Annotated in this window: 20 protein-coding genes and 3 pseudogenes; 17 read left to right on the top strand and 6 right to left on the bottom strand. The window is 48.8% G+C overall.

Annotated features, from left to right (window positions below; translation table 11 throughout):
* The first annotated feature begins 104 nt into the window (after window positions 1-104).
* The 3 genes from maoP to P4S53_RS00580 all read left to right on the top strand — a co-directional run bounded on the left by maoP (window position 105) and on the right by P4S53_RS00580 (window position 3,584).
* On the top strand, window positions 105-473 hold the full coding sequence (maoP, locus tag P4S53_RS00590) for a DUF413 domain-containing protein (RefSeq protein WP_337110899.1): 369 nt from the start codon (window positions 105-107) through the stop codon (window positions 471-473).
* A 110-nt stretch (window positions 474-583) separates the two neighbouring features.
* Complete coding sequence (gene gshB, locus P4S53_RS00585) at window positions 584-1,612, top strand: glutathione synthase (protein WP_120512984.1); 1,029 nt, start codon at window positions 584-586, stop codon at window positions 1,610-1,612.
* On the top strand, window positions 1,596-3,584 hold the full coding sequence (locus tag P4S53_RS00580) for a flavohemoglobin expression-modulating QEGLA motif protein (RefSeq protein WP_337110898.1): 1,989 nt from the start codon (window positions 1,596-1,598) through the stop codon (window positions 3,582-3,584). The genes gshB and P4S53_RS00580 overlap by 17 nt, the downstream gene beginning before the upstream one ends.
* Window positions 3,585-3,655: 71 nt before the next feature.
* Here P4S53_RS00580 and P4S53_RS00575 read toward each other — a convergent pair whose 3' ends face one another.
* Both P4S53_RS00575 and P4S53_RS00570 read right to left on the bottom strand, forming a co-directional pair.
* Window positions 3,656-4,168, bottom strand: a complete 513-nt coding sequence (locus tag P4S53_RS00575) for an aminoacyl-tRNA deacylase (protein WP_337110897.1) — start codon at window positions 4,166-4,168, stop codon at window positions 3,656-3,658.
* Between the two features lie 133 nt (window positions 4,169-4,301).
* Window positions 4,302-4,672 (bottom strand): annotated as a pseudogene (locus P4S53_RS00570) (NlpC/P60 family protein).
* Between the two features lie 507 nt (window positions 4,673-5,179).
* On the opposite strand from P4S53_RS00570, the pseudogene P4S53_RS00565 reads away from it, so the two are divergent.
* Window positions 5,180-5,934, top strand: a pseudogene (locus tag P4S53_RS00565) (1-acylglycerol-3-phosphate O-acyltransferase).
* Here the strand turns inward: P4S53_RS00565 and P4S53_RS00560 are convergent.
* The 3 genes from P4S53_RS00560 to P4S53_RS00550 all read right to left on the bottom strand — a co-directional run bounded on the left by P4S53_RS00560 (window position 5,931) and on the right by P4S53_RS00550 (window position 7,881).
* Window positions 5,931-6,800 carry an alpha/beta fold hydrolase gene (locus P4S53_RS00560; protein WP_337110896.1) on the bottom strand — a complete coding sequence of 290 codons (870 nt, stop codon included), beginning with the start codon at window positions 6,798-6,800 and terminating at the stop codon, window positions 5,931-5,933. The pseudogene P4S53_RS00565 and the gene P4S53_RS00560 overlap by 4 nt on opposite strands.
* Window positions 6,801-6,852: 52 nt before the next feature.
* A complete protein-coding gene (locus P4S53_RS00555) occupies window positions 6,853-7,458 on the bottom strand; it encodes a TetR/AcrR family transcriptional regulator (RefSeq protein WP_337110895.1) in 606 nt (201 codons plus the stop codon).
* 204 nt (window positions 7,459-7,662) lie between these two features.
* A complete protein-coding gene (locus tag P4S53_RS00550; protein ID WP_337110894.1) occupies window positions 7,663-7,881 on the bottom strand; it encodes a hypothetical protein in 219 nt (72 codons plus the stop codon).
* Between the two features lie 397 nt (window positions 7,882-8,278).
* On the opposite strand from P4S53_RS00550, the gene P4S53_RS00545 reads away from it, so the two are divergent.
* The 12 genes and pseudogenes from P4S53_RS00545 (at window position 8,279) to P4S53_RS00490 (ending at window position 18,733) form a co-directional block, all read left to right on the top strand.
* Entirely contained in the window at window positions 8,279-9,820 is a 1,542-nt protein-coding gene (locus P4S53_RS00545) for a methyl-accepting chemotaxis protein (protein WP_337112028.1), read from the top strand.
* Between the two features lie 205 nt (window positions 9,821-10,025).
* The gene (locus P4S53_RS00540) at window positions 10,026-10,325 is read left to right on the top strand and encodes a DUF406 family protein (protein WP_337110893.1); all 300 of its coding nucleotides are present in this window, start codon (window positions 10,026-10,028) and stop codon (window positions 10,323-10,325) included.
* 135 nt (window positions 10,326-10,460) lie between these two features.
* Entirely contained in the window at window positions 10,461-11,333 is an 873-nt protein-coding gene (locus P4S53_RS00535; protein ID WP_337110892.1) for an NAD(P)-dependent oxidoreductase, read from the top strand.
* A gap of 164 nt (window positions 11,334-11,497) precedes the next feature.
* On the top strand, window positions 11,498-12,061 hold the full coding sequence (locus tag P4S53_RS00530) for a hypothetical protein (RefSeq protein WP_337110891.1): 564 nt from the start codon (window positions 11,498-11,500) through the stop codon (window positions 12,059-12,061).
* Window positions 12,062-12,967: 906 nt separating this feature from the next.
* The gene (locus P4S53_RS00525) at window positions 12,968-13,411 is read left to right on the top strand and encodes an SRPBCC family protein (protein ID WP_337110890.1); all 444 of its coding nucleotides are present in this window, start codon (window positions 12,968-12,970) and stop codon (window positions 13,409-13,411) included.
* Window positions 13,399-14,222 (top strand): annotated as a pseudogene (locus P4S53_RS00520) (sterol desaturase family protein). The gene P4S53_RS00525 and the pseudogene P4S53_RS00520 overlap by 13 nt, the downstream one beginning before the upstream one ends.
* A 97-nt stretch (window positions 14,223-14,319) precedes the next feature.
* Window positions 14,320-14,862, top strand: coding sequence for a GNAT family N-acetyltransferase (locus P4S53_RS00515; protein WP_337110889.1), 543 nt, complete (start codon window positions 14,320-14,322; stop codon window positions 14,860-14,862).
* A 364-nt stretch (window positions 14,863-15,226) separates the two neighbouring features.
* Window positions 15,227-15,538 (top strand): hypothetical protein, encoded by a 312-nt coding sequence (locus tag P4S53_RS00510; RefSeq protein WP_192016882.1) that lies wholly within the window; start codon window positions 15,227-15,229, stop codon window positions 15,536-15,538.
* 168 nt (window positions 15,539-15,706) lie between these two features.
* Window positions 15,707-16,948, top strand: coding sequence for a 5-histidylcysteine sulfoxide synthase (gene ovoA / locus P4S53_RS00505; RefSeq protein WP_337110888.1), 1,242 nt, complete (start codon window positions 15,707-15,709; stop codon window positions 16,946-16,948).
* Complete coding sequence (locus P4S53_RS00500; RefSeq protein WP_337110887.1) at window positions 16,834-17,820, top strand: putative 4-mercaptohistidine N1-methyltransferase; 987 nt, start codon at window positions 16,834-16,836, stop codon at window positions 17,818-17,820. The genes ovoA and P4S53_RS00500 overlap by 115 nt, the downstream gene beginning before the upstream one ends.
* A gap of 101 nt (window positions 17,821-17,921) precedes the next feature.
* Complete coding sequence (locus P4S53_RS00495; protein ID WP_337110886.1) at window positions 17,922-18,227, top strand: cysteine-rich CWC family protein; 306 nt, start codon at window positions 17,922-17,924, stop codon at window positions 18,225-18,227.
* A gap of 56 nt (window positions 18,228-18,283) precedes the next feature.
* Window positions 18,284-18,733 (top strand): META domain-containing protein, encoded by a 450-nt coding sequence (locus P4S53_RS00490; protein WP_337110885.1) that lies wholly within the window; start codon window positions 18,284-18,286, stop codon window positions 18,731-18,733.
* Window positions 18,734-18,742: 9 nt separating this feature from the next.
* Here P4S53_RS00490 and P4S53_RS00485 read toward each other — a convergent pair whose 3' ends face one another.
* Complete coding sequence (locus P4S53_RS00485) at window positions 18,743-20,533, bottom strand: lysophospholipid acyltransferase family protein (RefSeq protein ID WP_337110884.1); 1,791 nt, start codon at window positions 20,531-20,533, stop codon at window positions 18,743-18,745.
* 604 nt (window positions 20,534-21,137) lie between these two features.
* On the opposite strand from P4S53_RS00485, the gene prsK reads away from it, so the two are divergent.
* Window positions 21,138-23,177 carry an XrtA/PEP-CTERM system histidine kinase PrsK gene (gene prsK / locus P4S53_RS00480; RefSeq protein ID WP_337110883.1) on the top strand — a complete coding sequence of 680 codons (2,040 nt, stop codon included), beginning with the start codon at window positions 21,138-21,140 and terminating at the stop codon, window positions 23,175-23,177.
* Window positions 23,178-23,185 lie beyond the last annotated feature (8 nt).

Raw genomic sequence — 23,185 nt, 5'->3', positions numbered from 1 at the left:
TACACTGCCCCTCCCCCATTATCATCAAAAAGTTTTATCGTTACGACGAAAAAGCTTTGATTTACAACTCGACAAACCTGAAAGAATATCTGCGAAAATCTCACATGGCAGGTGATCAGATGAGAAATGTAGGTAAATTTTACGACGATAAACATTTCCCGCGCGGGTTTAACCGCTCCGGTGTCTTCACTGTGGGTGAAGCCAGCATTTTGGAAAGTTACGGCAAAACCATGCGTGGCATCCACGATGGTTTACTCAAGCCTGAAACACCGGAAGAAGAGCAGTTTTTTGCTGAAATAACAGGGCAACAGGAAATCTCTTCAGACTTTGCTAAGTGCTGGGTTAAGTACCTGAAACAAACGTCTACCAAAACACGTAGCTACACCTTGTGTAACTCACCTCGCAAATCATCAGCAAGCAGCTTTGACGATGATAGCGATGATGGCGGTAGCGATGACGACATGGATTTTTAATTAATCCGTCATTTATCGCCATAGCAACATGCTTTACCGAGCCATTCGCACAACGCGCATGGCTCTTTTCTTTTTGCCTGATAAACCAGGCAATAAACTGGTTAATTGAAATGAAAATTTGCTTCGTTATGTACCCATGGAGCAGAGTAGAGCCTGAGACAGACTCTACCCTGCGTTTGATCCATGAAGTTGCCAGTCGCGGCCATACTGTCGCTCTGACTACCCCGAGTAACCTGACTATGCGTGACAGCATGGCCATCGCTTTTTGTCGGGTGCTTAAAAAGTCGACAGTGTCTAACAATGTGCCGAGCTTTTACCGCAAAGCGGAGTTTCGCAAAGCAGAACTGCCGCTGGCAGGATTTGACGCCATCATCATGCGTGCAAACCCGCCGCTGGATACCATGGCGCTGAACTTTCTGGATTCAGTACGTGACGATACTTTCATTTTCAATGACATCGACGGCCTGCGTGTAGCCAACAACAAGCTCTATACCGCTTCTTTGCCGGATCCTAACCGCGAGTTCATTCCCGTGACACACGTGTCGAAAAACCGTGAATATCTTGAGCGCGTTCTGGAAGAGAACCCCAATGATCGCATGATCATGAAGCCGCTGAACGGTTATGGCGGCAAAGGCGTGATTCTGGTTGAAAAAAGCGCCAAATCCAGCGTGCGCTCATTGCTGGACTTTTATATCGGTGACGACCACAACTATGTGATTTTGCAGGACTACATCGAAGGCGCAGAAAAAGGCGATGTGCGTATCATGATGCTGAACGGCGAGCCGATTGGCGCGATGAAGCGTGTGCCGGCCAAAGATGACGTCCGCTCAAACATTCACGCCGGTGGTCAGGAAGTCAAGCACGCCCTGACCAAGCAGGAATTACGCCTGTGTCGCCATATCGGCCCGAAACTGGTGCGTGACGGCCTTTACTTTGTGGGGCTGGATGTCATCAATGGCAAATTGGTTGAAGTCAATGTACTGAGCCCTGGTGGTATTACACGTATCAACCGTCTGAACCGCACCAAGCTTCAGCGTGAGGTGATTGATTTCGTCGAGAGTGTTGTCAAAGCCAAAGACATCAGCATCGCTCGCAAAAATAAATTCCGTCAGGTTATCGAAGATGCGTCAACTAACTGAACGTGATGTGCTGTCCTTCATCCAGCAGCACATTCCTTTTGAGGGACAGCTGGCTGACGGGAGTGTCACCATTCGCATCACCGAGTACCAGCCGATTGTTGCAACGGCCATTCACAACGGCAGTCGGTTACGCCCTGAACTGGTGGCAAAATGCCACCTTTCAGAAACGGAAAGGTACTATGAGGAAGACCCGTACACGGGCGATTTCATCACTTCCCTGCCGATTGTGCTGCAAGGTGAAGACTCTCGATATGAGTACGACCTGAACCGCAGTCCGGAAACCTGTATTTATCAGCAGGCCTGGGGGAAAGATGTCTGGCACGCCAAACTAACCGAGTCTGAAAAGCAGGTCTCTCTGGCAAAGCATGCCTGCTATTACCGTATTTTTCGTGCACTGATCACGTCTCTCGAGCGCAAGTTCGGCTACTGTGTAATATATGACATGCACTCATATAATCACGAGCGCATATCACAGCCCTGTCCGACATTTAATTTGGGGACGGCGCAGATTGATCGCAAAGCATGGCAGGCTGAAATTAGCAATCTTCTGACCCGGCTAGGACAGATCCAACTGCCGAACCAGGCGGTGACAGCTGGTGAAAATCTTGTTTTTCAGGGTATGGGATATCAGGCGACTTTTGTTCGAGATAATTTCTCCCGCACCCTCATCTTACCCATTGAGATCAAGAAGGTGTATATGAATGAAACAGGTGGTGAAAGTTATCCGTTAGTCATTGAGCAATTGAAAACAGAATTAAAAGATACGCTGACCGGCCATGCGGCTTTTGTCATGCAAAACCGTACACAGCAACCTGCCCGTCGACGGCAGAACGCCCATGTGCTGGACTCAAAACTGCCAAAGGAAGTTGTTCTGCTGGACCGCCAGCTGTACAAATTTGCCCGTGGCCTGAATACGCTCAGTTACATCAACCCGATCAACCTGAAACAGGAAAAGCGCCGGTTTTTACATAACCGTGATGTGTATCATCCGCAGTTTACCTACCGTCAGTTAGATCTGGATCCCTATAAGTTTCGCGAACAATTATACCGTCTGCCGGTAGAAGACATTCGCGATGCGGGTATTCAGTCGATGTACCGCAAAGTCATTGATCAGCTGGCCGTTCGTATTGACCTGCTGACCAGCCTGGGCCACGAAGAGTTTTTGTACAACTCACTTCGCTATTATGGCCGGCCCGATGAGAGCGATATCGCGAATGCCAACTTCATTTTGCATGCCAGAGAATATGCAGAGCCCGAAACCGCGACCATCAGTGCAGAGGAAGCAGTCACTGCATTCAATGAAGCCGCCGACGATTACGGCTTCAGCTGTAAAGTTCAGGGCACGACTAAGCTGATTGCCCGTGCCATGGTGAGTGGCCGTACCGTCAAGATCAACCTCAACAGCCGTTTCACTCCCTCTGATCTGTTTGCGCTGATTCATCACGAAATGGGCGTACACATGGTGACCAGCGTGAACGCCGAAGCCCAGCCGCTCAAAGTCTTGCAGCTTGGCTTACCGGGGAATACGCATACCCAGGAAGGTCTGGCGATTCTGTGCGAGCACCTGTCGGGTAATTTCCCGTTACACAGGTTAAAAACTTTGGCGTTACGTGTCGTTGCGGTCGATATGATGGTCAATAAACGCAGCTTTAATGAAACCTTCAATACGCTGAAGTTTGATTACGGCCTGTCCAATGATACTGCGTTTACCATTACAACCCGTGCATACCGTGGCGGTGGTTTCACCAAAGACTATCTGTATCTTCGTGGTTTGAAAGATGCGCTCAGACTACATAAAGAAACAGACCTGACCTCGCTTTTCATTGGTAAAACAGGCTTCGAGTTTAAACCATTGCTTGATGAGCTGATTGAACGAGAGATTTTGCAGCCGCCTCAGTACCTGCCCAAAGCACTCAACATGAAGACGGACACCGATCCCATCATTAACTTCATGCTGAACTGCATCAATTAACCGGCCCATAAAAAGATGCGCTTCCGTCATGGGTAAGCGCATCTTTATTTGCAGGCTATTCACTCCGGTAGCTATTCCCACTCCCAATGACGACCGTCATGCTCCTGGGTAAACAACATCCGATAGCCTGAAATGTTTCTGTGTGGTACATCTCGCATCACTTTATGGAACTGCTTGTTATCCAAGTGGATCAGGTTTTCATGATCACCAGATTCGATATACAGTTCATCCTGTTCAAGCAGTAAATCATCCACCAGCATGTTGATTTTATAAGCCTGTCCCAATGAAGGGATCGCACCAGGTTCGCAGTCCTGAAAGATCTGGGTTATTTCATGCTCACCCACTAAAAAGAACTGCTTGCCCATGATGCGATTAATTTTATCAATCATGACCCGGCGGTTAGAGGGCACTACGGCCATCAGGTAATCGCCCTGCTGATCCTTAAGCAAAACGGCTTTCGCCACTTGGGAAGTCGGAACATGTGCAGAGACCGCCGAACTGAATGATGTATCGGTATGCCTGTGGTGCGTCAGACTGAAATCCACATTATGGCTGTTGAGGAATTGCCCAACTGTCATAGCCATCGCCATAAATCACCTCCTGGAAATCCAGCGCTCGGGCTAAACGCCCTACAGCCAAAGTATGAAAGGGGTGCGGCAATTTTGCGAACTTCACACCCATAAATTTCATGGGTGATTGTAAAGGCAGGCGAACAACTTACTGGATCCGACGGATCTGCCAGAATGCCCGTTGCCAGTAAGGGGTATCTAAGCTGGATACAACGACCCCTTGGGATGTTGAAGCATGGAGAAACTCATTATTCCCCAAATAGATGCCAACATGGCGCATTCGCCGCCCTGTTCTGAAAAAACCAGGTCGCCTTTTTTTGCCATCGTGCGAGGGACAGCCTTGCCCAACTGCGACTGCTCTGCGGTCGTACGGGGAAGCATATGACGATACACCTCAGAATAGGTCAGCTGGACAAATGCGGAGCAGTCGATTCCCCGTCTGGAGCTTCCCCCTAAACGGTAAGGTGTGCCTTTCCAGCTTTGGTATACATCCAGAAATGTGGGCGTTGGCGGTTTCATGGCAATGGATCGGGGTGGCTGAGGTCGCTGATGAACCGCGGCATGAATTTCGCGGGTTTCCGCTGGCACTTGCGTTGTGGTACTGCAGCCTGTAAGCACGCTAAGAACAACCATTGATGTGATCATCAAAACCAGCCGTTGCTGGCGATAACCGACACGCTTTCTTGTTCCAGCCATATCAACCTCTGCGTAAAAAAGTACCACAAAGAAGTGATTATGCATGAAGCCACAGCCTGATGCACTGTCTGGCGTGCTGCCTGGTTAATCTTAAACCACCCGTCAGCGACGGCCAGTACGTCTGCTCATCATTCATTGCATCGCAAGGATATCAAGATGTAAAAAGAGCCTGATTCCCGGAACCTGCGCGGTCACTATTTATATATTAGTTTTCAACCGGTTAACTTTTGAATTTTGTGACTTGTTGCATATCAAAAGCGCTGCCACTTTTGCTAAATTTCTCTGCTGAATTAATCTAAGAAAGTAGTTCGTGTTTTTTAAGGAGTTGTTGTGCTCGCTTTCATTCGCCTGTTACTGGCTGCCCTTTTTATTGTTTTCACCTGTTTGTTTGCTCTGGTGTACTGTCTTTTCAGCCCCAGAGATCCGAAGCATGTCTATTTTTTCAGCCGCTGGTTCAAGATACTGAGAAAAATACTCAATGTGCACATCATTGAAAGGGGGCAAGAGCGGATCAAAGGCGTTGGCCGCGCCGTTTATATCTCCAATCATCAGAACGTGTTTGACTTTGTGACCTCGCCCGGCATGGTTCGGCCAAGAACCGTCTCAATCGGTAAAAAAGCCTGTTGTGGATTCCCTTCTTCGGCCCTTTGTACTGGATCACAGGGAATATACTGATAGACAGAGAAAATAAGGCCAAAGCCCGCGATACCATCAAACAAGTCGCAGATACCATTCACGAGCGCAACCTGTCGGTATGGATGTATCCCGAAGGCACCCGAAGCAAAGGGCGTGGTCTGCTGCCTTTTAAAACCGGTGCATTCCGAATGGCCATTGAGGCTGGCGTGCCCATCGTGCCGATGGTTGTCAGCAGTACCCATCACAAAATTGACCTGAATCAGCGGGATAACGGTACTGTGATTGCCGAGTACCTCGATCCGATTGATACGTCTGACATGACGATGCACGATGCCCGGGAATTAGCTGAGCGTTGCCGTGAAATGATGCTGAATCACATCGCGAAACTGGATGCTGAAGTGGCAACACTCAACACCCAGTCCACGGCAGTCGTAGCAAAAACAGGTTAATGGCTTTCAGGCGTCTGATGATTGCTCAACGCGTCAAATGCGCTGAGCAATGGCTCACTTTTCAGAATCCGGTTATGCCCCAGCCCACTGGTCTCAATCAGACTGACCCGCGGCAGGGCATTGGCTTTCCTCGACTGTTCAAATAACGCAAAACGATCGCCCGTATCGTGAACAATCACGACACGCCCCTGGTGGCCAGCCAGACGCTGGTGACTATCGACACTGTCAATCGGATACTGATACTGCTGTTCAACGTCGCGAATGACATCCTGAAACAAACGCAGTGAGAAACCCGAGCCCTCAACAACCCGGTACAAGTTATCTTTGTAGTTCAGGATCGGCGCGACCAGCAGCATGGGCACGCCGGCCAGCTTGCTGTGCTTGCTCTCAAGCATCATGGTGCATCCCATACTGTGCGCAACAACGCCGGCAAGCGTATCAACTTCTTGCTCTAATACAGCTTCCAGCCCTTTGACAAACCCGGGCAAATGTCCGTGCTGTCCTTCACTCGCACCGTGCGCAGGATTATCAAATGCCAGCGCAGTAAAGCCTGAGGCTGCAATACGTTCCATCAGGGGATAAAACTGACTGGCCGATCCGGACCATCCGTGCCCCAGCAGCCATGTGGGGCCGCTCCCGAGGGAATACGTCATGATTTTACCTTCGGATGTCTCGATCGCTTTTTGTTGCAAACCCTCAGGTGCCTGCGTTTTGACAGCGAACCTTTCTGGCGTTAACAACAAGTTCCGCGCGGTTTTGCGGGCATGAGAAGGGGCAATACGGTGATAGGCACGGGTTGCCATGTTAATTGCACGGCGTCTGACATTCACGCCACCCTTAGTGTTGAAATAAATTTTGCTACTCATGATTTGGCCTGTATAAAAAAGCACGCACGTGCTTTTTTTGAAATTAATAAAATTAGTCTGACTCGCTGCCTGACCGCCAACTGGCAAGTATCAGGTCCACATCCGTCCAGAATCGCGGGTTGCCATCAGATTCCAGACCTAAGGAATGAAAGAGCTGACTACTGAGGTAAGCACCATAGAGACGGAATACGGACTGCCAGGTGTCTAAATCTGTACGGAACTCCCCGCATGCTTTCCCCTGCTCAACCTGCCGGCACAAATAGTCCATCCACCGGCGGGTAATCATGTCCAGTTCCTGCTGAACAGGATCATCGCTGCAACGGCCCTCTTTCCAGGCGTCGATAAACATACAGCTGCCCTGAAAGGAATGATTCCAGGCTAACCAGTTCTGCAACAATAACCTGATTTTTTCTTCGACTGACTCCCAGCCAGCAAGGCGTGCCGGCTGGATAACATGCTGAGCAAAGTACTCGCCGGCAAACTGCAATACAGAGACCTGTAAATTCTCTTTTGAGTTGAAATGTGCAAACAGCCCGCTTTTTGACATCCCGGATGCCTTCGCCAGTTGCCCGACAGTCAGGCTGTCCAAACCATCACGGCTGGCCAGATCAAATGCCGTTCTCAATATGTGTTCCCGGGTGACCCGCCCTTTGCTCATGACACTTCCTTCCGTTACAAGAAGCTGATTAAAGCACGATCGTTCTTTTTCATGCAAGAAGAGTCAGGTCCAACCAGACTCCTCTTGATCACCTGAAACGGCCCTGTTGGTGGTTACAGGCGCTGATTATCCGTCGCAGAATGACAAGGACTGGCACGACAGAATAACTCAATCAATCACCGAGTGACTTTTGACGACTCAGCTTTACCGCTCTGAAAAATGAAAAAGACTGTCAACTTTAACAGGGCAGTCACCTGCTTCATGGACGGCATCCTGCGCCTGCTTCAGCGAATCATAACTGCAGGGTATCCCGTAAACATCTGTCAGCGGATAATCATTCCCGGCTTCATCTTTAAAATTCACACTCCAGCCCGCACTGAGAAAATCGTGGACGAGCCGAGCTTCCACCAAAGTGTGCTTCATTAACATTTCCCGGCATTCAGACAGAACCATAATCAAACCCTCTCAACGTCTTAAAGAGAACAGATCTATCGAACAAGTGGATATGCTTGCACCACCTGCCAAGATTCTTATCACTATAAATATAGTTAATTTTGCGTAAAGGTATCCCAAACGGATCAGGCCAGCCCCCATCCCGAAGGGGCGGCATGAACACCTGTTTCTGCCTGTACCGGCGACGCAAGATTAAACACTGCATACGGCTGCTTATTGTTAACCTTGTTATCCATTATTTTTTGTGCGGTTATAGCGTATTTCACTATCCAAGTATTGATAAACCCAATGCATCTATGCTCTTATTCGCAGATAAAAAATCTTATTAAAACAAGGGTTATACGTGTCCGCTATATCCATTCACACCATGAAGGACGGTGAAGTCACCTTCCCAGCAGGCGAACAACTCGTTTCAGCCACTGATCTCAAAGGCAATATCATTTATTGCAACCCCTGCTTCTGTCAGGTTGCCGGTTATACCGAGGACGAATTACTGGGTAAACCGCATAACGTGATCCGCCATGCCGATATGCCCAAAGCTGCCTTTGGCGATATGTGGTTGCACTTGAAAAAAGGGAACGCCTGGCGGGGGATCGTCAAGAACAAGACCAAGAATGGCGGTTATTATTGGGTCGATGCTTACGTCACGCCTATTTACGAACACAGTAAAATCGTGGGTTACCAATCGGTACGGGTAAAACCCACCCCCGACATGATCAAAACCGCCAGTCAGGCTTACAAAACATTACGCCAGCGTGAAGGCAAAACCAGTGTATCGCTTTCGCTGCCGGTTTCTTTGCGTTACGGCTTCTTGGCTGCCGCGATGCTGCTGCCAGTGATTTATAGTCTGGTGCAGGGCGGATTCTCGTTCGCCGCGCTACTGCCGCTGCTTCCGCTTCTGGTGCTGCTGCTTTTCTTCCGTCAGGAACTGTTTCAGACGCCGCAACAGTTAAATGACCTGAAACAGAGTTATGACAGTATCAGCCGGTTGATTTTTTCCGGCGACAGTGCGTTTTCTGTCGCGGATTATCACCTCAAAATGGCCTCAGCAAGAATTCGTACTGTTTTAGGCCGAATGAAAGATGCCGCCCACCCGCTTCAGGAACTTGCTGAAGAGCTGAGTGAAACAGCCACTCGTGTTAATCAGGCGATCCGACATCAGAACGACAATATCCGCAATGTCGCCAACGCTCTGGATGACATGACTGACTCAGCACAAACGGTCAACCAGCATGCTGATCAATCGGAGCAATTGTTACTGAACACCCAAAATTACAGTGACCAGACCCGAGAGCAGTTAAATAACACTCAGAAAAATCTGCAAACGCTGTCTGCACAAGCAGAGCAGGCAACGGCCACGACATTGCAATTAAGTAACGAAGCGGCGAAAGTCAGCTCAGTGATGGATGAAATTCGCGGCATTGCCGATCAGACGAACCTGCTGGCCTTAAATGCGGCGATTGAAGCTGCTCGTGCCGGTGAGCATGGCCGTGGTTTTGCTGTGGTGGCCGATGAAGTCCGGGCTTTGTCCTCACGAACTCAGACGGCGACAGAGCAGATCCAAAACAGTATTGAGCACATGTTGAATACCATTAACGAGTGGCGCTCTGTGATTGAATGCAACCGCGATCAGACCAATCAGTGTGTATCAACAGCCGCTGAAGGTTCTGAAAGCCTGAAAACCATGGAAGCCAACATGGCAGAAATGAGTCTGTTGATCCGTAAGATGGCCCAGGCGGCCGAGGGCCAGGTTCAACTCACCGACCATACCCGCCAGCACATTCACTCGATCGCTGCAGCATCTGAGCAGAACTTTAAAGAGTTACTGCTGGTCGAGGAATCAAGCGCAGGACTCAGGTCTAAAGTCGACGACTTTGAAGCACTGGCCGAGCGCTTCGAAGAAAGATAACCACTGGACTGACTGGTCTGGCTGTCAGGCCAGTCAGATCCCCTGTTCCCCCGACATGACTCCCCTTTTCATCACCACCTGGCATTTTACGCATTTCCTGAGCTTACCTTGATCTGTGACAAGCGATGACCACTGACTCCGATGGCGCATTCGCCTGTCCGGAGATACACTCATTCACAGAATCTTTTTTAGTAAAGGAAACACGATGGCTGATTTACAACATACTGAAGCGCCTTGTGAAGCTTGTGGTGTCGCGGCTGAAATTGGCTTTCTCATCCGCGAAGGAGACGATGTCTCAACGCTTTCATTTCATGGTTCAGGCAAAGACGCGATAGAGGCAGAGTTTGCGCCTTACCTGGCATTAGCAAGAAGCGTCAATAACCAGGTGCAATGCCAGACGCGCTACAGTGACGACGAAACCGCGATGACCGCCAGTCTGCAGTTTGAATGCAGTGCTGAAAAACTGATATTCGATCTTAAATCCCGCTCACTGGCTCCGCGATAATTCTTCATACCATGGCCATATCGAGTAAAAAATCCGGCTCGATATGGCTATTTGCAGCCATTCCCACCGAACCTCTGTGATATCATTCCCGCCAGATAACCATGCCAAGATAACAATGCAACAGGATGCGCAGGAATGACCAACAAAACTATCGCTTTCATCGGATTAGGCACTATGGGTTTCCCTATGGCCGGGCACTTAGCCACTGCGGGATATAAGGTCGTGGTGTACAACCGCACGACAGCTACAGCAGAGAGATGGCTTCACACTTACCCGGGTAAGCTTGCGCTGACGCCGGCAGAGGCCGCACAAGAGGCCGATGTTGTCCTGACCTGTGTCGGCAATGATAACGATATCCGTGAAGTCTACTGTGGAGAACAGGGGATCCTGTCAACCATACGTCCGGGCACCTTACTGGTGGATCACACAACCGCCTCTGCCGATGTTGCCCGTGAAATGGCAGAAGCGGCAAACCGTGCATCTGCCACCTTCATCGATGCGCCCGTCTCTGGGGGTGAGGCAGGCGCTGTAAATGGCTGTCTGACCATCATGGTCGGCGGCAGCGAAGAAGCGTTTCAATCAGCCCAGCCTATTTTCAACACGTATGCGAAAGCCTCGACCCTGATGGGCGATGTCGGATTCGGTCAAATCACCAAAATGGCGAACCAAATCTGCATTACCGGTATTCTTCAGGGCTTATCTGAAGCCATTACGCTTGCGAAAGCTGCGGGATTAGATATTGAGAAAATGACCAATGTTCTGAAGCATGGTGCGGCGGGTTCATGGCAAATGGAAAACCGCGCCGTCACCATGGCGGAAGATAAATTTGATTTCGGTTTTGCCATCGACTGGATGCGAAAAGATTTGTCTATCTGTTTCGATGCCGCCGATAAACTGTCTGTTCCGCTTCCGCTCGCACGTCAGGTTGATGCTGAATACGCGAAACTTCAGGAAAGAGGTTTTAACCGCGCAGACACGTCAGTCTTGATCAAGCAATTTGATAAATAACGATACCCGGATTCAAATATGCGTTGATAGTTATGTCATCGCATATTTTATTCTGATCGTTTGGTGATACTACTCCCATTTCATCAGCGAGTGCTGTCTTTTCTTCTGGTACGGATTACAATTCGTCAGGAATAGAATGATTACATGCATGTGTCGTGATAAGTATGTTGAAGCAACGCCAGCCATTTTCTCTGTTAGCGGTTCTGAGCTTTTTCCTGATATTCAGTCAGGCCGTTGCCGCGAACCAGTTCATTTCAGAAATCAAGCTGCTTAATTATACCGACAGTTACGGTAACGTATCGCTGCGGCATTCACGGAGCATCACCCTGCCCAACCCGCTTCACGTGAAAGGTAACCTGAATCTCGAAAATAGTGATATCAACTATTTACCCGGCGTTGTTCGCGTGGATGGGAATCTCAATCTGGCCTATAGCAACATTGTTTCACTGCCTAAAAAGCTGGAAGTGGCGGGATATCTCAATCTGGCCCACACCCGAATTACCCGGCTGAGTCCGTATCTTAAGATACCAGGCGATTTAAGCTTGATTGGCATGCCAATTACGCGATTGCCTCCCTACCTGTCAGTCGGCGGTGATCTCTATCTGGCTCATACCAAGATTACTGAGCTTCCTCCCAATATCACGGTAAAAGGTGATATTTATTTAGGGGGTATTCAGTTGAAATCCATTCCGGAAACATTACGCGTTGGCGGGAATATCTATCAATAGCATAGACATATACAATCAGCTGCGCGCTGAAATAATTTTTTTCACCTGACAAAAACATTTAAGCCAGAAACACATGATGAGTGTCTCTGGCTAACTTCACTTACTTTTTTATATTATCAATCTGATTTTTATCTTTTTCGTCGTTTTCGCACCAAGTGCGTTCATTTACTTTTCAGTTTTGACTTAGAAGACTGTGATTGATAATAGAACCATTGTCTACGGCTTTTATTTGTCATAATTCACCTCTCGATAAAACATAGATAACAAGCCAAGTATTACTAAAAAACCTTTGCTACCTAATCCGTTTAACTTTACTCAAAGACTCATTACAGATGAATGACATTGAAGTATCGTTAACGTTACTATCTCCAATGACGAATACTGATCGGCATAATCAACAAAACTGTTGTGTCCTTTATGCTCAGATTCTGGAGAATAATAAACATGAAGCGAGATGGATTGTTACTGAATGTTCTGTTCCGACACTGATCTTTTTGACGTTTGGGGAACGTTAACCTTAGATTCAGTTACCTCACTCGAGGTTCGGTTTTCCAACGCTTTTTCAGAGTTATCACCATCTAGTCCACATCAACAAAAATCAATATAAGAGTGTCTGACACATTTTTCAATACCATTTTTGACCTTTTTTGTGAGTTTATGCTCACATTTTTCTCATACGTTACACATCAGAGTTACAAAGTGTTGTGAATCAACCCCTTAACAATTTACTACAAATTCACAACATCAATTCGTGTGATTTTGCACCATACTTGAGCAATGTTCTGAGCAGATCAGACTGAGATTGCTCAGAACACATTGAAAAATAAGCTTTCTATCAATATTTTCCCATTTGACAGATACTCATTCACTGTTAACATAATGTTACTAAATTAACAGGGGCGTATCATGCCAGCGCACACAATCACAATAGAACAATCTGCCCAGGCACCGAGAAAAGTCTTGTTTGAGTTATTAACAGATCATCAGAACCTGGGGCGATTTTTTGATGGTTCTTACCATCTGATAAGAAGCGGTAAACCCAAACCAAACGGCATTGGCGCCATACGCAGAGTCTCGGCTGGCCCTTTTACCTTTGATGAAAAGATCATTGACTACAAAGAAAATGAACACCTGCACTATCGTATTATCAGCGGTGGCCCCGTTGTTGAGCATGGCGGATGGATTCAGGTGCACAGCCTGAATGCTGGCACAAGTAACATTCAGTACCGCATCAGCTTTTCCCCCAAAATTAAAGGCACCGGCTGGCTGATCAAACTCATACTGGAGAAAAGCATCCGAAAAGCGCTGGTCAATCTTGCCCAGCATGGTGAAAGCAAATGGAAGTGCTGATATTACTGGCCATCAGTCCGCTGTTTTTTATCTCAATGCTATGGGAGTACAGGCGTTTACGCCGGGAAAACAGCCAGGACTATCACTGGAAAGAACTGGCGTGTAACCTCACCCTGGCAGGTCTTCATCAGAGTGCCGATCTCATCGCCACCTTATTGCTGATGCCTTTTTCCTCTGGCTTTATCAGTATCGCCTGTTCGATATCCAAATGTCCCTGGCCACTGTGGCACTGGCATTTCTGCTGCAAGATTTCTGCTACTACTGGTTTCACCGGGCTTCGCACCATATCAACTGGTTATGGGCGTCACACATCGTCCATCATTCTTCTCAGCACATGAACTTCACCACCGCATTCAGACAAAGCCTGACTTATCCGGTTTCGGGTATGTGGATCTTTTGGCTGCCACTCATTTTAATCGGTTATCCACCAGCAACAGTCCTTCTGGTCGTCTCTGTTAATTTGGGATTCCAGTTTTTTGTGCATACCAGAGTGATCAAACGATTAGGTTGGCTGGAACGCATCTTCAATACCCCGTCTCACCACCGTGTACATCATGCCCGCAACCCTGAGTATATTGATAAGAACTTTGCTGGGGTGCTGATTATCTGGGATAAACTCTTTGGCACTTTCGTACCTGAGCAAGACAGTATCGTCATACGCTATGGCGTTCGGGAAGATGTCACCGGCTGGCGGCCGATCCAGGCAACCTTCCATCACTGGCAACACATTTTCAGTCGCGCACTGGCCCCCAACCTGTCATTCAAATCACGTTTATACTGCCTGTTCGGTCCCCCGGGCCACACACGATGATCGGATAACTGGCATTTGTTTGATCCAGATAAAATAAACGGTAATGAAACAGGGTTAATATAGTTTCTCTTTCAATGATCAGGCTGGAGAAGCTCAGGTGAGACAACCAACTTTAACGACGGAACGTTTGTTGCTGCGTCCGTTACAGCTTGCCGATGCACCGTTGATTCAAAAGCTGGCAGGTGATCCTGAAATTGCTCTGGGAACCACGAATGTGCCTTACCCGTATGATTCTGGCATGGCCGGACAGTGGATCGGCCGATCATTAGCTGGTTGGGACAATGGTACGCTGGCCATCTTTGCCATTACACTGAAGGACACAGAGCAATTAATCGGATGCATAGGCTTGCACAATATCAAACAGCACAATGCGCAGTTAGGGTTCTGGTTAGGTGTTCCATTCTGGGGTCAGGGCTATTGTGCCGAAGCTGCCCGCCGATTAGTCGATTTTGGTTTTTTTGATCTGAAACTCAGCAGAATATTTGCTCAGCACAGGCGTCTCGATCCCAAACCGGGAAAAGTCCTTGAACGTGCCGGTCTTACCTTTGTCCGCGTCAAGCCGGATGCCACACGTGTCAACAGAATCACCGAAGATCTCTCCTATTACGAAGCCACTCATCCCAGCCTCATTGAGATTTGACCCCTCTTCTCTGATGACAATTTCATACCAGAAAGCAAAAAATTACCACAGAATAATTCACCTCGTTAATAGTCTGCAACGAAATTATCACCCGTAAAATACATTGGTTACTATAATAATGGTGACGGTTAAGTAACGATTAAGTTATGAATCACTATATTCATAAGGGTAATGAGTGGGGCAGGCATACTATCCAATCAGAAAACAGGACGTTGTAACCTAAACGGGGTTTACTTATCACAGGAGTGAAATTTTTTGGAAACAGGTAGGTCTAAAAGTGAGAGCCCTGTAACTATTGATACCCCTAAGATACTTAGGCACAACCTAATCAATGGCTTTGCCACTGATAGATGAGGTGAATATTATGACTAGCTTTAAAGTACTCACTGCAACCGCTGTACTGCTAATGTCGACATCAGCTCTTGCTGATATTCGTGTGACGGATGCGAATAACGGTGCTTGGGTCACTGTGACCGAAAATGGTCAACCTGCTGCCAACGCATCTGTATCTGTTGCGAACGTACCTCAACAACGTAAAACGTACACCACCGATGAACGTGGTCGTGTATTCATCCCACTGCAGCTGAACTCTTCTCGCTCAGTGAAATTCCAGGCCACGACTGAAAACGGCCAGAAATCATCTCGTTATGCATTTACTGGTTCACGTAAAAACTAAGTACAGTCGCTAAGAAGAAGGCTCCCGAACGGGAGCCTTCTGGTTTTTGTCGTGCAAAAAACAGAGACTTGAACTTGATCTTATCTCACTGCAACATAAGAGAGACACTTTGAATATAAAATCAAACACAATAAATAAGAAATCACTGTTACAGGAGAGTAAACAGTCATGGTTGATTTTTCGACAGCAGCGACGAGAAGCGTATTACTGACAGGCTCATCAGAACACAAAAAACGACAAGAATTAAAAACAGCTTTTAATGAAACCTGGGCACTTTACGAATCCCTTTTTTCCCTGATTAACAACCACTCAGCCTATTTCAAAAAAGCCGAACCCCTCCGGCATCCGCTGATTTTTTATTACGGCCATACAGCGGTCTTTTATATCAACAAGTTAAAGCTCGGCAAATACATAGAAAACAGGATTGACCCTCACTTTGAGTCTATGTTTGCGATTGGTGTTGATGAAATGTCGTGGGACGATCTCAATGACGCCCACTACGACTGGCCAAGCGTTGATGCGGTAAAAGCCTATCGCCAGCAGGTAAAAGACACGGTCAACCAAGTGATTGATGACATGCCTCTGACTCTGCCCATTACTGACAAAGATCCTGCTTGGGTGATTCTGATGGGCATTGAGCATGAACGCATCCACCTTGAAACCTCTTCTGTGATTATGCGCCAGCTCCCTGTTGCTGACCTGACGCCGTCTTCTGCCTGGGAGGCCTGTCAGGAATCAGGACCCGCGCCTTCTAATCCACTGATCGCTATGGCGGGCCGTTCGATCTCGCTGGGTAAATCCGAAGATGCCGAGACCTATGGCTGGGACAATGAATACGGTATCCAGCAGTATAAAGTGCATGATTTCAAAACCAGTAAATACCTGGTGTCGAACCAGGAGTATCTGGATTTCGTGAAGGACGGCGGATATCAGCAAAAAAGATACTGGACGGACGAAGGCCTGGCCTGGCTGGCCTACACACAAGCCACCATGCCCAGATTCTGGCTTGAGCGCGACGGTAACTTGTTACAACGTAACCTGACACAGGAAATCCCGCTGCCGCTGAACTGGCCGGTAGAAGTGAATCAACTTGAAGCCAAGGCATTCTGTAACTGGAAAGCCGACAAGACTCAGCAATCCATTCGGCTGCCCACCGAAGCCGAATGGTACATCCTGAGGCAATGCCTTGATACGGCTTCCCCTCGTGGCGAGAAGCGCCTGGTAATACCGAGCTGGCTTATTTTGCCTCGTCATGCCCGGTTGACCGCTTCGAGCATAATGGCCTTTGCGACATTGTGGGCAATGTATGGCAATGGACAGAATCCGCCATCGACGGCTTCCAGGGGTTTAAAGTCCATCCGTTATACGATGATTTTTCTACCCCAACCTTTGACGGCCAGCATAACCTGATGAAAGGCGGTTCATGGATTTCAACCGGTAATGAGACGATTCCTGAATCTCGCTACGCTTTTCGTCGCCATTTCTATCAGCATGCGGGATTCCGCTATGTCGCCTCTGAGCAGGATCCAGCCAGTATGGAAAATCTGAATATTTATGAGACCAATGAGTTAATCGCGCAATACCTGGAGTTTCACTATGGGAATGAGTATTTCTCTGTCCCGAATTTCTGTGTCAACGGGGTGAAGCAGTGCCTGCAGGAAATTTCATTACACAGTACGCAACGGGCGCTGGATATCGGCTGCTCCGTTGGCAGAGCCAGCTTTGAACTGGCAAAACGGTTTGACCACGTAGACGGTATCGACTTTTCCGCCCGCTTTATTCAGCAAGCCTATGCCCTGCTTGAGCAGGGGGAGAAACGCTATACCATTCCAACTGAAGGCGATCTGGTTGAATTCAAAAGTATCACCCTTGACGAATTAGGCTACCAGAACCTGAAAGGAGACATTCACTTCAGCCAGGGCGATGCCTGTAATCTCAAACCCCAGTTTACCGACTATGATTTGGTCTATGCTTCTAATCTCATTGACCGGCTGGCGGATCCCAAGGCATTTCTTCACAGTATTGCCAAACGGATTGTACCGGGAGGATATCTGGTCATTACCTCGCCCTACACCTGGCTGGAAGACTATACGCCCAAAGACATGTGGCTGGGAGGCATCAAGGTAAATGGCGAGAATTTCACCACTTTAGACGGGCTCACAGAAACGCTGATTCCGCATTTCGAACTGATTGCTGTGAAAGAAATTCCGTTTGTGATCCGCGAGACGAAACGAAAATTCCAGCACACTGTGTCTGAGATGACCATCTGGCGGAAACGTTAACCACAAGCGGGTGCATCTTACTGTTCACTTGCCAGCCCCGGACCGATACATTTCATTTGGTCTGGGGTAAACTAGCCGCTTTTTGAAGTGAGTATCGGCAAGTGAAAACACCGTGCGTGGCGAAGTGTAAAAATCAGGAAGGGATCTGCAGTGGTTGCCTGCGGACCATGAAAGAAATCGGAGAATGGCGATTAATGAATGATGACGCGCACACCCGAGCCATCGCCCAGATCCAGGGGGATGAAACCACACATAGCTGTGAACGTTGTGGGCAACCGGCTTATTGCGCGATTGAGGATGGCAACAGCCAATGCTGGTGTTTTGAGCTGGCCAGACGTGATACCAGCAGCCTGCCGGAAGGCAAGTGTGTTTGTCGTGCCTGTCTCGCGAGTCTGCCACTGCTGTAAACGGTTAACTGCTACTATTAGAGTGACATTGCCGTACACCTGAGAGTGAAGCTCACATGAAAAAGTGGCTACTGTTTATGGTCTTATTGAGCCTTTTGGGTTGCAACCCACCGCCCAAAGCAGGATTTACTGCCAGCGATTTGCAGCAAGACTGGGTATTATCCAAAATTGATGGCAGAGAGATCACTCAGATAGAAACGCGGACTCCTATCAGCATGAGCCTGGACAGCCAGTTTAAAGCGACAGGATTCAGTGGCTGCAATCAGTTCATGGGCCTGGCGGAGCTGAAGAACGGTAACCAGTTCCGTATCACATCACTTGTATCCACCAAGATGGCCTGCATCCAGAATGAAGTTGCCACTGTTGAGGCAGTCATCATCAGTGCCTTGCAGCAGTGGAATACCACGGCGCTTGAAAGTGATACCTTATCGCTGACTACGGAGCAGCACGTACTGACGTTCGTTCCCAAAGATCTGTCCGTGCCACTCGATCCCACAACCCCCTGACTGGCCGGTTCAGCAGTCAGTCTTACCGTGCCAGGCCAGATACGCTGCGGCTTTCTCCGGCGTCATATACTTGCCTAAGGTCTTTTCCGGCACCTGAGTTAAATCAACGACGATCAATCCATCCAGCGCATCGTTAAACTCAGGGTCAACGTTAAAGCAGACCAGCTTTCCGTTTAAACCCAGATACTGCCGCAATAATACCGGCACGCTTTTCCCTGCATCCATCCGTGAAATCACTCTGGAAAGCAACTGGACGTCCGCCAGTGCCGATAACATTTCAGGCTGCCAGAACACCCGGTGATTGCTGGACAAGGGATGTGTCGGCGCCACCAGCCGTGCACTGTTTTGATCGGTATGATGCACTGACATACAAGCGGCAAGTAACTGTCTGGCTTCATGACTGTACTCATCACTGATACTGACCGGGCCGAACAGATGCGTGTATTCAGGATGACGACACACGAAAGCTGAGATGCCTTTCCACAATAACAACAAGGCACTCAGACTACGCTGATATTCTTCTGCCACCACAGAGCGCCCCAGTTCAATGGACGCGCCATACTGGCTGATGAAACGCTCGTCGTAACGGAACAAGGTACGGGAATACAGACCTTCCAGGCCATGTTTAGCCATCAGTTCATCCGTCAGTCCCAACCGGTATGCGCCGACAATTTTTTCAGCCTGACGATCCCAGACAAACAGATGGAGATAGGTCTCATCAAATCGGTCCAGATCGCTCGCTTTTCCTGTGCCTTCGCCCACCGCCCTGAAATTGATCTCGCGAATGCGCCCCAGCTCTTGCAAGATGGCCGGGATCTGCGCGGCACGGGCACAGTAAACGTCAAACTCACCGCTGCTCAGCATCCATTCGTCCTCGCCGAGATTGGCGATATCCTTTTTCAGTAAGGATAAAGAGACAGGCGCAGCAATGGGTTCATTTGTAGCGGCCATTTTTGGCGCATCTGCGAGTGAAGCCGATGCATTTGCGGGGATCAAACCCGCCTGGCTGCCCAGCAAATAGGTATTGAACTTCAGGTAATTCACCAGGTGCTGGTCGTTGCTGATATTTTTCACTTCGCTGAATCGAATGCTGTCACCGATGGCAATCGGAATGGGTGATGCCTGCTTATTCAGCATTTCTCTTCCCAGCATCAGGGTGCGCAGCATCGGATGAATTTTTCCCGCCATGTAGAAATGGCGACTGTTACGCCCGCCAATAAAAACCGGCACCGTGGTGGCTTTGTGTTTGTGAATCAAACGGCTGACCGATTTACTCCACTCCTTGTCGCGAAGCTGTTTGGATTGCCTGTCATAGGCCGACACTTCACCGGCCGGAAAAACCAGCAGCAATCCCCCGCCACTTAAATGGCGGTTAGCTTCACGCAAGGCTTTGACATTGGCCCGAACCGCATTGTCCCCTTCAAAGACATCCACACCAATAAAGAGTGAATCCAGTTCAGGAACCGTCTTGAGGTAATGGTTCGCCAGAATCTTCACGTCCGGCCGGATTCCTCGCAGTATCCGGGCCAGAATGATGCCCTCGGCACATCCAAGCGGGTGGTTCGCCACGACCACAACCGCATCCTGAGCGGGAATATTCTGACAACTCCCTTTCACAACATGAAAATCTATCCCCAGCACATCAAGGGAATAACGAAGAAACGACTCGGTGTCTTGTCCCACAGGCCTGTCAGCATAAAAGCGACTCAGTCTGTGCAACCCTGTCGCCCACTCAGTCAGTTTCTCACCGAACCCAAACGGGGTTTTCCGTGGCAAACGAAAAGGACTTACGGTTTCCATACTGTCTCCATCCGAAGTTGGTGTTCGATACGAGTATGAAAAGAATGTGTGACTCAACCGTGTCAGTTCTGCGGCAGAATGATGAGAGAAATACGTCAGTTTGATGAACAGGCACCGGCTTCACATCCTCGGAATCAGCAGGGCAAAAAACTGAAAGTGTGGCGTTCTTAACATTAAGCCAAAGCAGAGGGAGTTATGACGCTATCTTTCTCTATATAACTCAAACGATCATCTAACCCCCAAAGGATGGAGGTGGCTGGGAAAGAGGATGAGCTGCTGTGAAAAAACTCATGCTGATACTGGCACTTAACCTTGTACCATTATTCATTCTGCTGTTAGCCTTCATGCCAGCGCTCTGTTCAATCAGCATGACAGACTGGCTTGATTGGTTGCACCATGCCCCGCAAGTTTCCCTGCATACCCTTTGCTATTCAGCACAACCTGATATCAGTCACTGACCCCTCCTCTTTGCACAATTCTGAACTATTCTCTCAATAGGAATCGCAAAAATGTCCTACTGAGCGAAGGCTGCACTCCCAGTGACTCAGGCATGACTCAGCGGTGACTTTCGCTGGGGTTCCTCGTTGAATAAAGGAATGCATATTTGGATACATTGCTTGGCAACATTGGCTACCTGTCAGCCGCAACCGGTTTTCTGTTCATTTTTTTGCTGTTGCTGACAACGAAAGAAAAAAGCATGCCCAAAAGGCTGTTACAGCTCACCTGTCTCCTTGGCGCGGCCTGGGCCATCACCTCCTTTCTTCAATATCGCTATCAGCTCTCAATTCTGCCTGTGTTGCTGGCTGAGAGTTTACTGACACTGGGCTGGTGTCTGCTGGTGTCCAGCAGCTTAACCGATGCCGTGCAGGTGAAAGACATCCTCCGGGAAAAAGCCCCCCGCTGGCTTTGCCTGTTCATCGCGGCCACCATACTGCTTGAACTGGCACGCTTCTTCTGGCCTGTATTCGGACAGCGTACTTTCCTCTTTCTGCACTTATGTCAGGCGATCATCGGCCTGTGGTTTGTCGAACTGCGCTTTCGCAGAACCCACAAAGACGAACGCTGGGCCGTCAAACCAATTTGTCTGGGACTGGGTGTCTATTTTGCTTACCACTTTGCGCTTTATGCGGATGCCTTTCTTACCAATATCCTGGATTCCGGTTTCTGGCTCGGCAGAGGCTGGATAGCCCTGATGTCCCTGCCTTTCATCCTGCTGACCGCCCGTCGGATCAAGCACTGGCAAAGCCGGGTGTACGTCTCGCGCGATATTATTTATCACAGCACGCTGCTACTCGTAGCAGCAGGGTATCTGCTGGTCATGGCGCTTGCCGGTTTCTATATTAAATCCATGGGCGAAAGCTGGAGCGAGACGGTTCAGATCCTGTTTTTTGCTTTAAGTGCCCTGGTGCTGGCCAGCCTCTTTCTGTCAGATACGTTTCGCAAAAACATCATGGTCTTTATCACCAAACATTTCTTTGCCAACAAATACGAATACCGTGAAGAATGGATGCGTTTTGCCACCGCGCTCGAACACCCTGAAGGCACACAATACGACACAGCCCTGCGTGCCATGCTGCACCCGTTTGGTTGTTACAGCGGTGTGTTAGCCACCCGACAAGGCCCGCACATGAAAGTCCGGGCCTGCCACAATATTGACAGCCAGCATCCGGATATTCAGATGCTGCTCAGCACAGCAGCGCTGCCGGCGATTGAGCATCAGTGGATTGTGGATATAGACGCGGCCCGTCAAGGCAAAGAACCCGCACCTTTCCGGTTAGATGCAGCCTCACTGTCCGCTGTGCAAGCGTTGTCTTATATCGTGCCCTTGTCGAGCAGCAGTGGGACGCTTGGCGTGTGCCTGCTTTCCAGGCCCACTTCAACAGAAAAAGTAAACTGGGAAGACCGGGATTTAATGAAGGCGATCAGCCGACAGCTGTCTGTGTATCTCAATGTTTTTGAAACCAATCAGAAACTCGCGGAAAGTCAGCAATTCGATACCTTCAACCGCATGTCTGCTTTTCTGGTCCATGACCTGAAAAACGTGTTAGCGCAACTGCAATTACTCAGCAAAAATGCAACAAAACACCGGGATAACCCGGATTTTATCAGTGATGCCTTTGATACTGTTGACTCGGCTGCTCACCGGCTGACAAAAGTACTGAACCAGCTCAACAATAAACGAGTGGAAAGCCAGTCTGAAGAAGACACAGACATAGAAGATCTGATCCGACAAGTCTGCGATACCCGCGCCGTCCGAACCCCTGCCCCGCAATTCATAGAGCAGGCCAGTTTGCCGTTTACCCTGAAAACAGACAGAGAACGCTTCAGCAACATCCTGTCTCATCTGGTTCAGAATGCGCAGGAATCCACCGGTGAACACGGTTATGTGCATGTGTCGACAGCACGCCAAGATCACTATTACCAGATCATCATCGCTGACAACGGCAGCGGGATGAGCCGCGATTTTATCGAACACAGATTATTCAAGCCCTTTGATACCACCAAAGGCAACGCAGGCATGGGAATTGGTGCCTATGACGCAAAAAACCTGATTGAGCAATTAGGTGGCTATATAGACGTGGCGTCCGAGCCAGGCAAAGGAACAACCTTCACGATTCATCTGCCTGTTGCTGTGACAGCCTGATCCCCCGG

Origin of the sequence: Photobacterium sp. Hal280 (assembly GCF_037162255.1) — a bacterium.
Taxonomy (GTDB): Bacteria; Pseudomonadota; Gammaproteobacteria; order Enterobacterales; family Vibrionaceae; genus Photobacterium.
The sequence above is the reverse complement of the archived record's forward strand: the minus strand, read 5'-3'. Positions and strand labels throughout refer to the sequence as shown.

Excerpts from the sequence above, each read along its gene's own strand:
- ovoA (WP_337110888.1), top strand. The coding sequence starts at position 15,707 with ATGGTTGATTTTTCGACAGCAGCGACGAGAAGCGTATTACTGACAGGC.
- P4S53_RS00550 (WP_337110894.1), bottom strand. The coding sequence starts at position 7,881 with ATGAAGCACACTTTGGTGGAAGCTCGGCTCGTCCACGATTTTCTCAGT.
- maoP (WP_337110899.1), top strand. The coding sequence starts at position 105 with ATGGCAGGTGATCAGATGAGAAATGTAGGTAAATTTTACGACGATAAA.
- P4S53_RS00560 (WP_337110896.1), bottom strand. The coding sequence starts at position 6,800 with ATGAGTAGCAAAATTTATTTCAACACTAAGGGTGGCGTGAATGTCAGA.
- P4S53_RS00580 (WP_337110898.1), top strand. The coding sequence starts at position 1,596 with ATGCGTCAACTAACTGAACGTGATGTGCTGTCCTTCATCCAGCAGCAC.
- gshB (WP_120512984.1), top strand. The coding sequence starts at position 584 with ATGAAAATTTGCTTCGTTATGTACCCATGGAGCAGAGTAGAGCCTGAG.
- P4S53_RS00485 (WP_337110884.1), bottom strand. The coding sequence starts at position 20,533 with ATGGAAACCGTAAGTCCTTTTCGTTTGCCACGGAAAACCCCGTTTGGG.
- P4S53_RS00555 (WP_337110895.1), bottom strand. The coding sequence starts at position 7,458 with ATGAGCAAAGGGCGGGTCACCCGGGAACACATATTGAGAACGGCATTT.
- P4S53_RS00535 (WP_337110892.1), top strand. The coding sequence starts at position 10,461 with ATGACCAACAAAACTATCGCTTTCATCGGATTAGGCACTATGGGTTTC.
- P4S53_RS00510 (WP_192016882.1), top strand. The coding sequence starts at position 15,227 with ATGACTAGCTTTAAAGTACTCACTGCAACCGCTGTACTGCTAATGTCG.
- P4S53_RS00575 (WP_337110897.1), bottom strand. The coding sequence starts at position 4,168 with ATGGCTATGACAGTTGGGCAATTCCTCAACAGCCATAATGTGGATTTC.
- P4S53_RS00545 (WP_337112028.1), top strand. The coding sequence starts at position 8,279 with ATGAAGGACGGTGAAGTCACCTTCCCAGCAGGCGAACAACTCGTTTCA.
- P4S53_RS00525 (WP_337110890.1), top strand. The coding sequence starts at position 12,968 with ATGCCAGCGCACACAATCACAATAGAACAATCTGCCCAGGCACCGAGA.
- P4S53_RS00530 (WP_337110891.1), top strand. The coding sequence starts at position 11,498 with ATGTTGAAGCAACGCCAGCCATTTTCTCTGTTAGCGGTTCTGAGCTTT.
- P4S53_RS00540 (WP_337110893.1), top strand. The coding sequence starts at position 10,026 with ATGGCTGATTTACAACATACTGAAGCGCCTTGTGAAGCTTGTGGTGTC.
- P4S53_RS00490 (WP_337110885.1), top strand. The coding sequence starts at position 18,284 with ATGAAAAAGTGGCTACTGTTTATGGTCTTATTGAGCCTTTTGGGTTGC.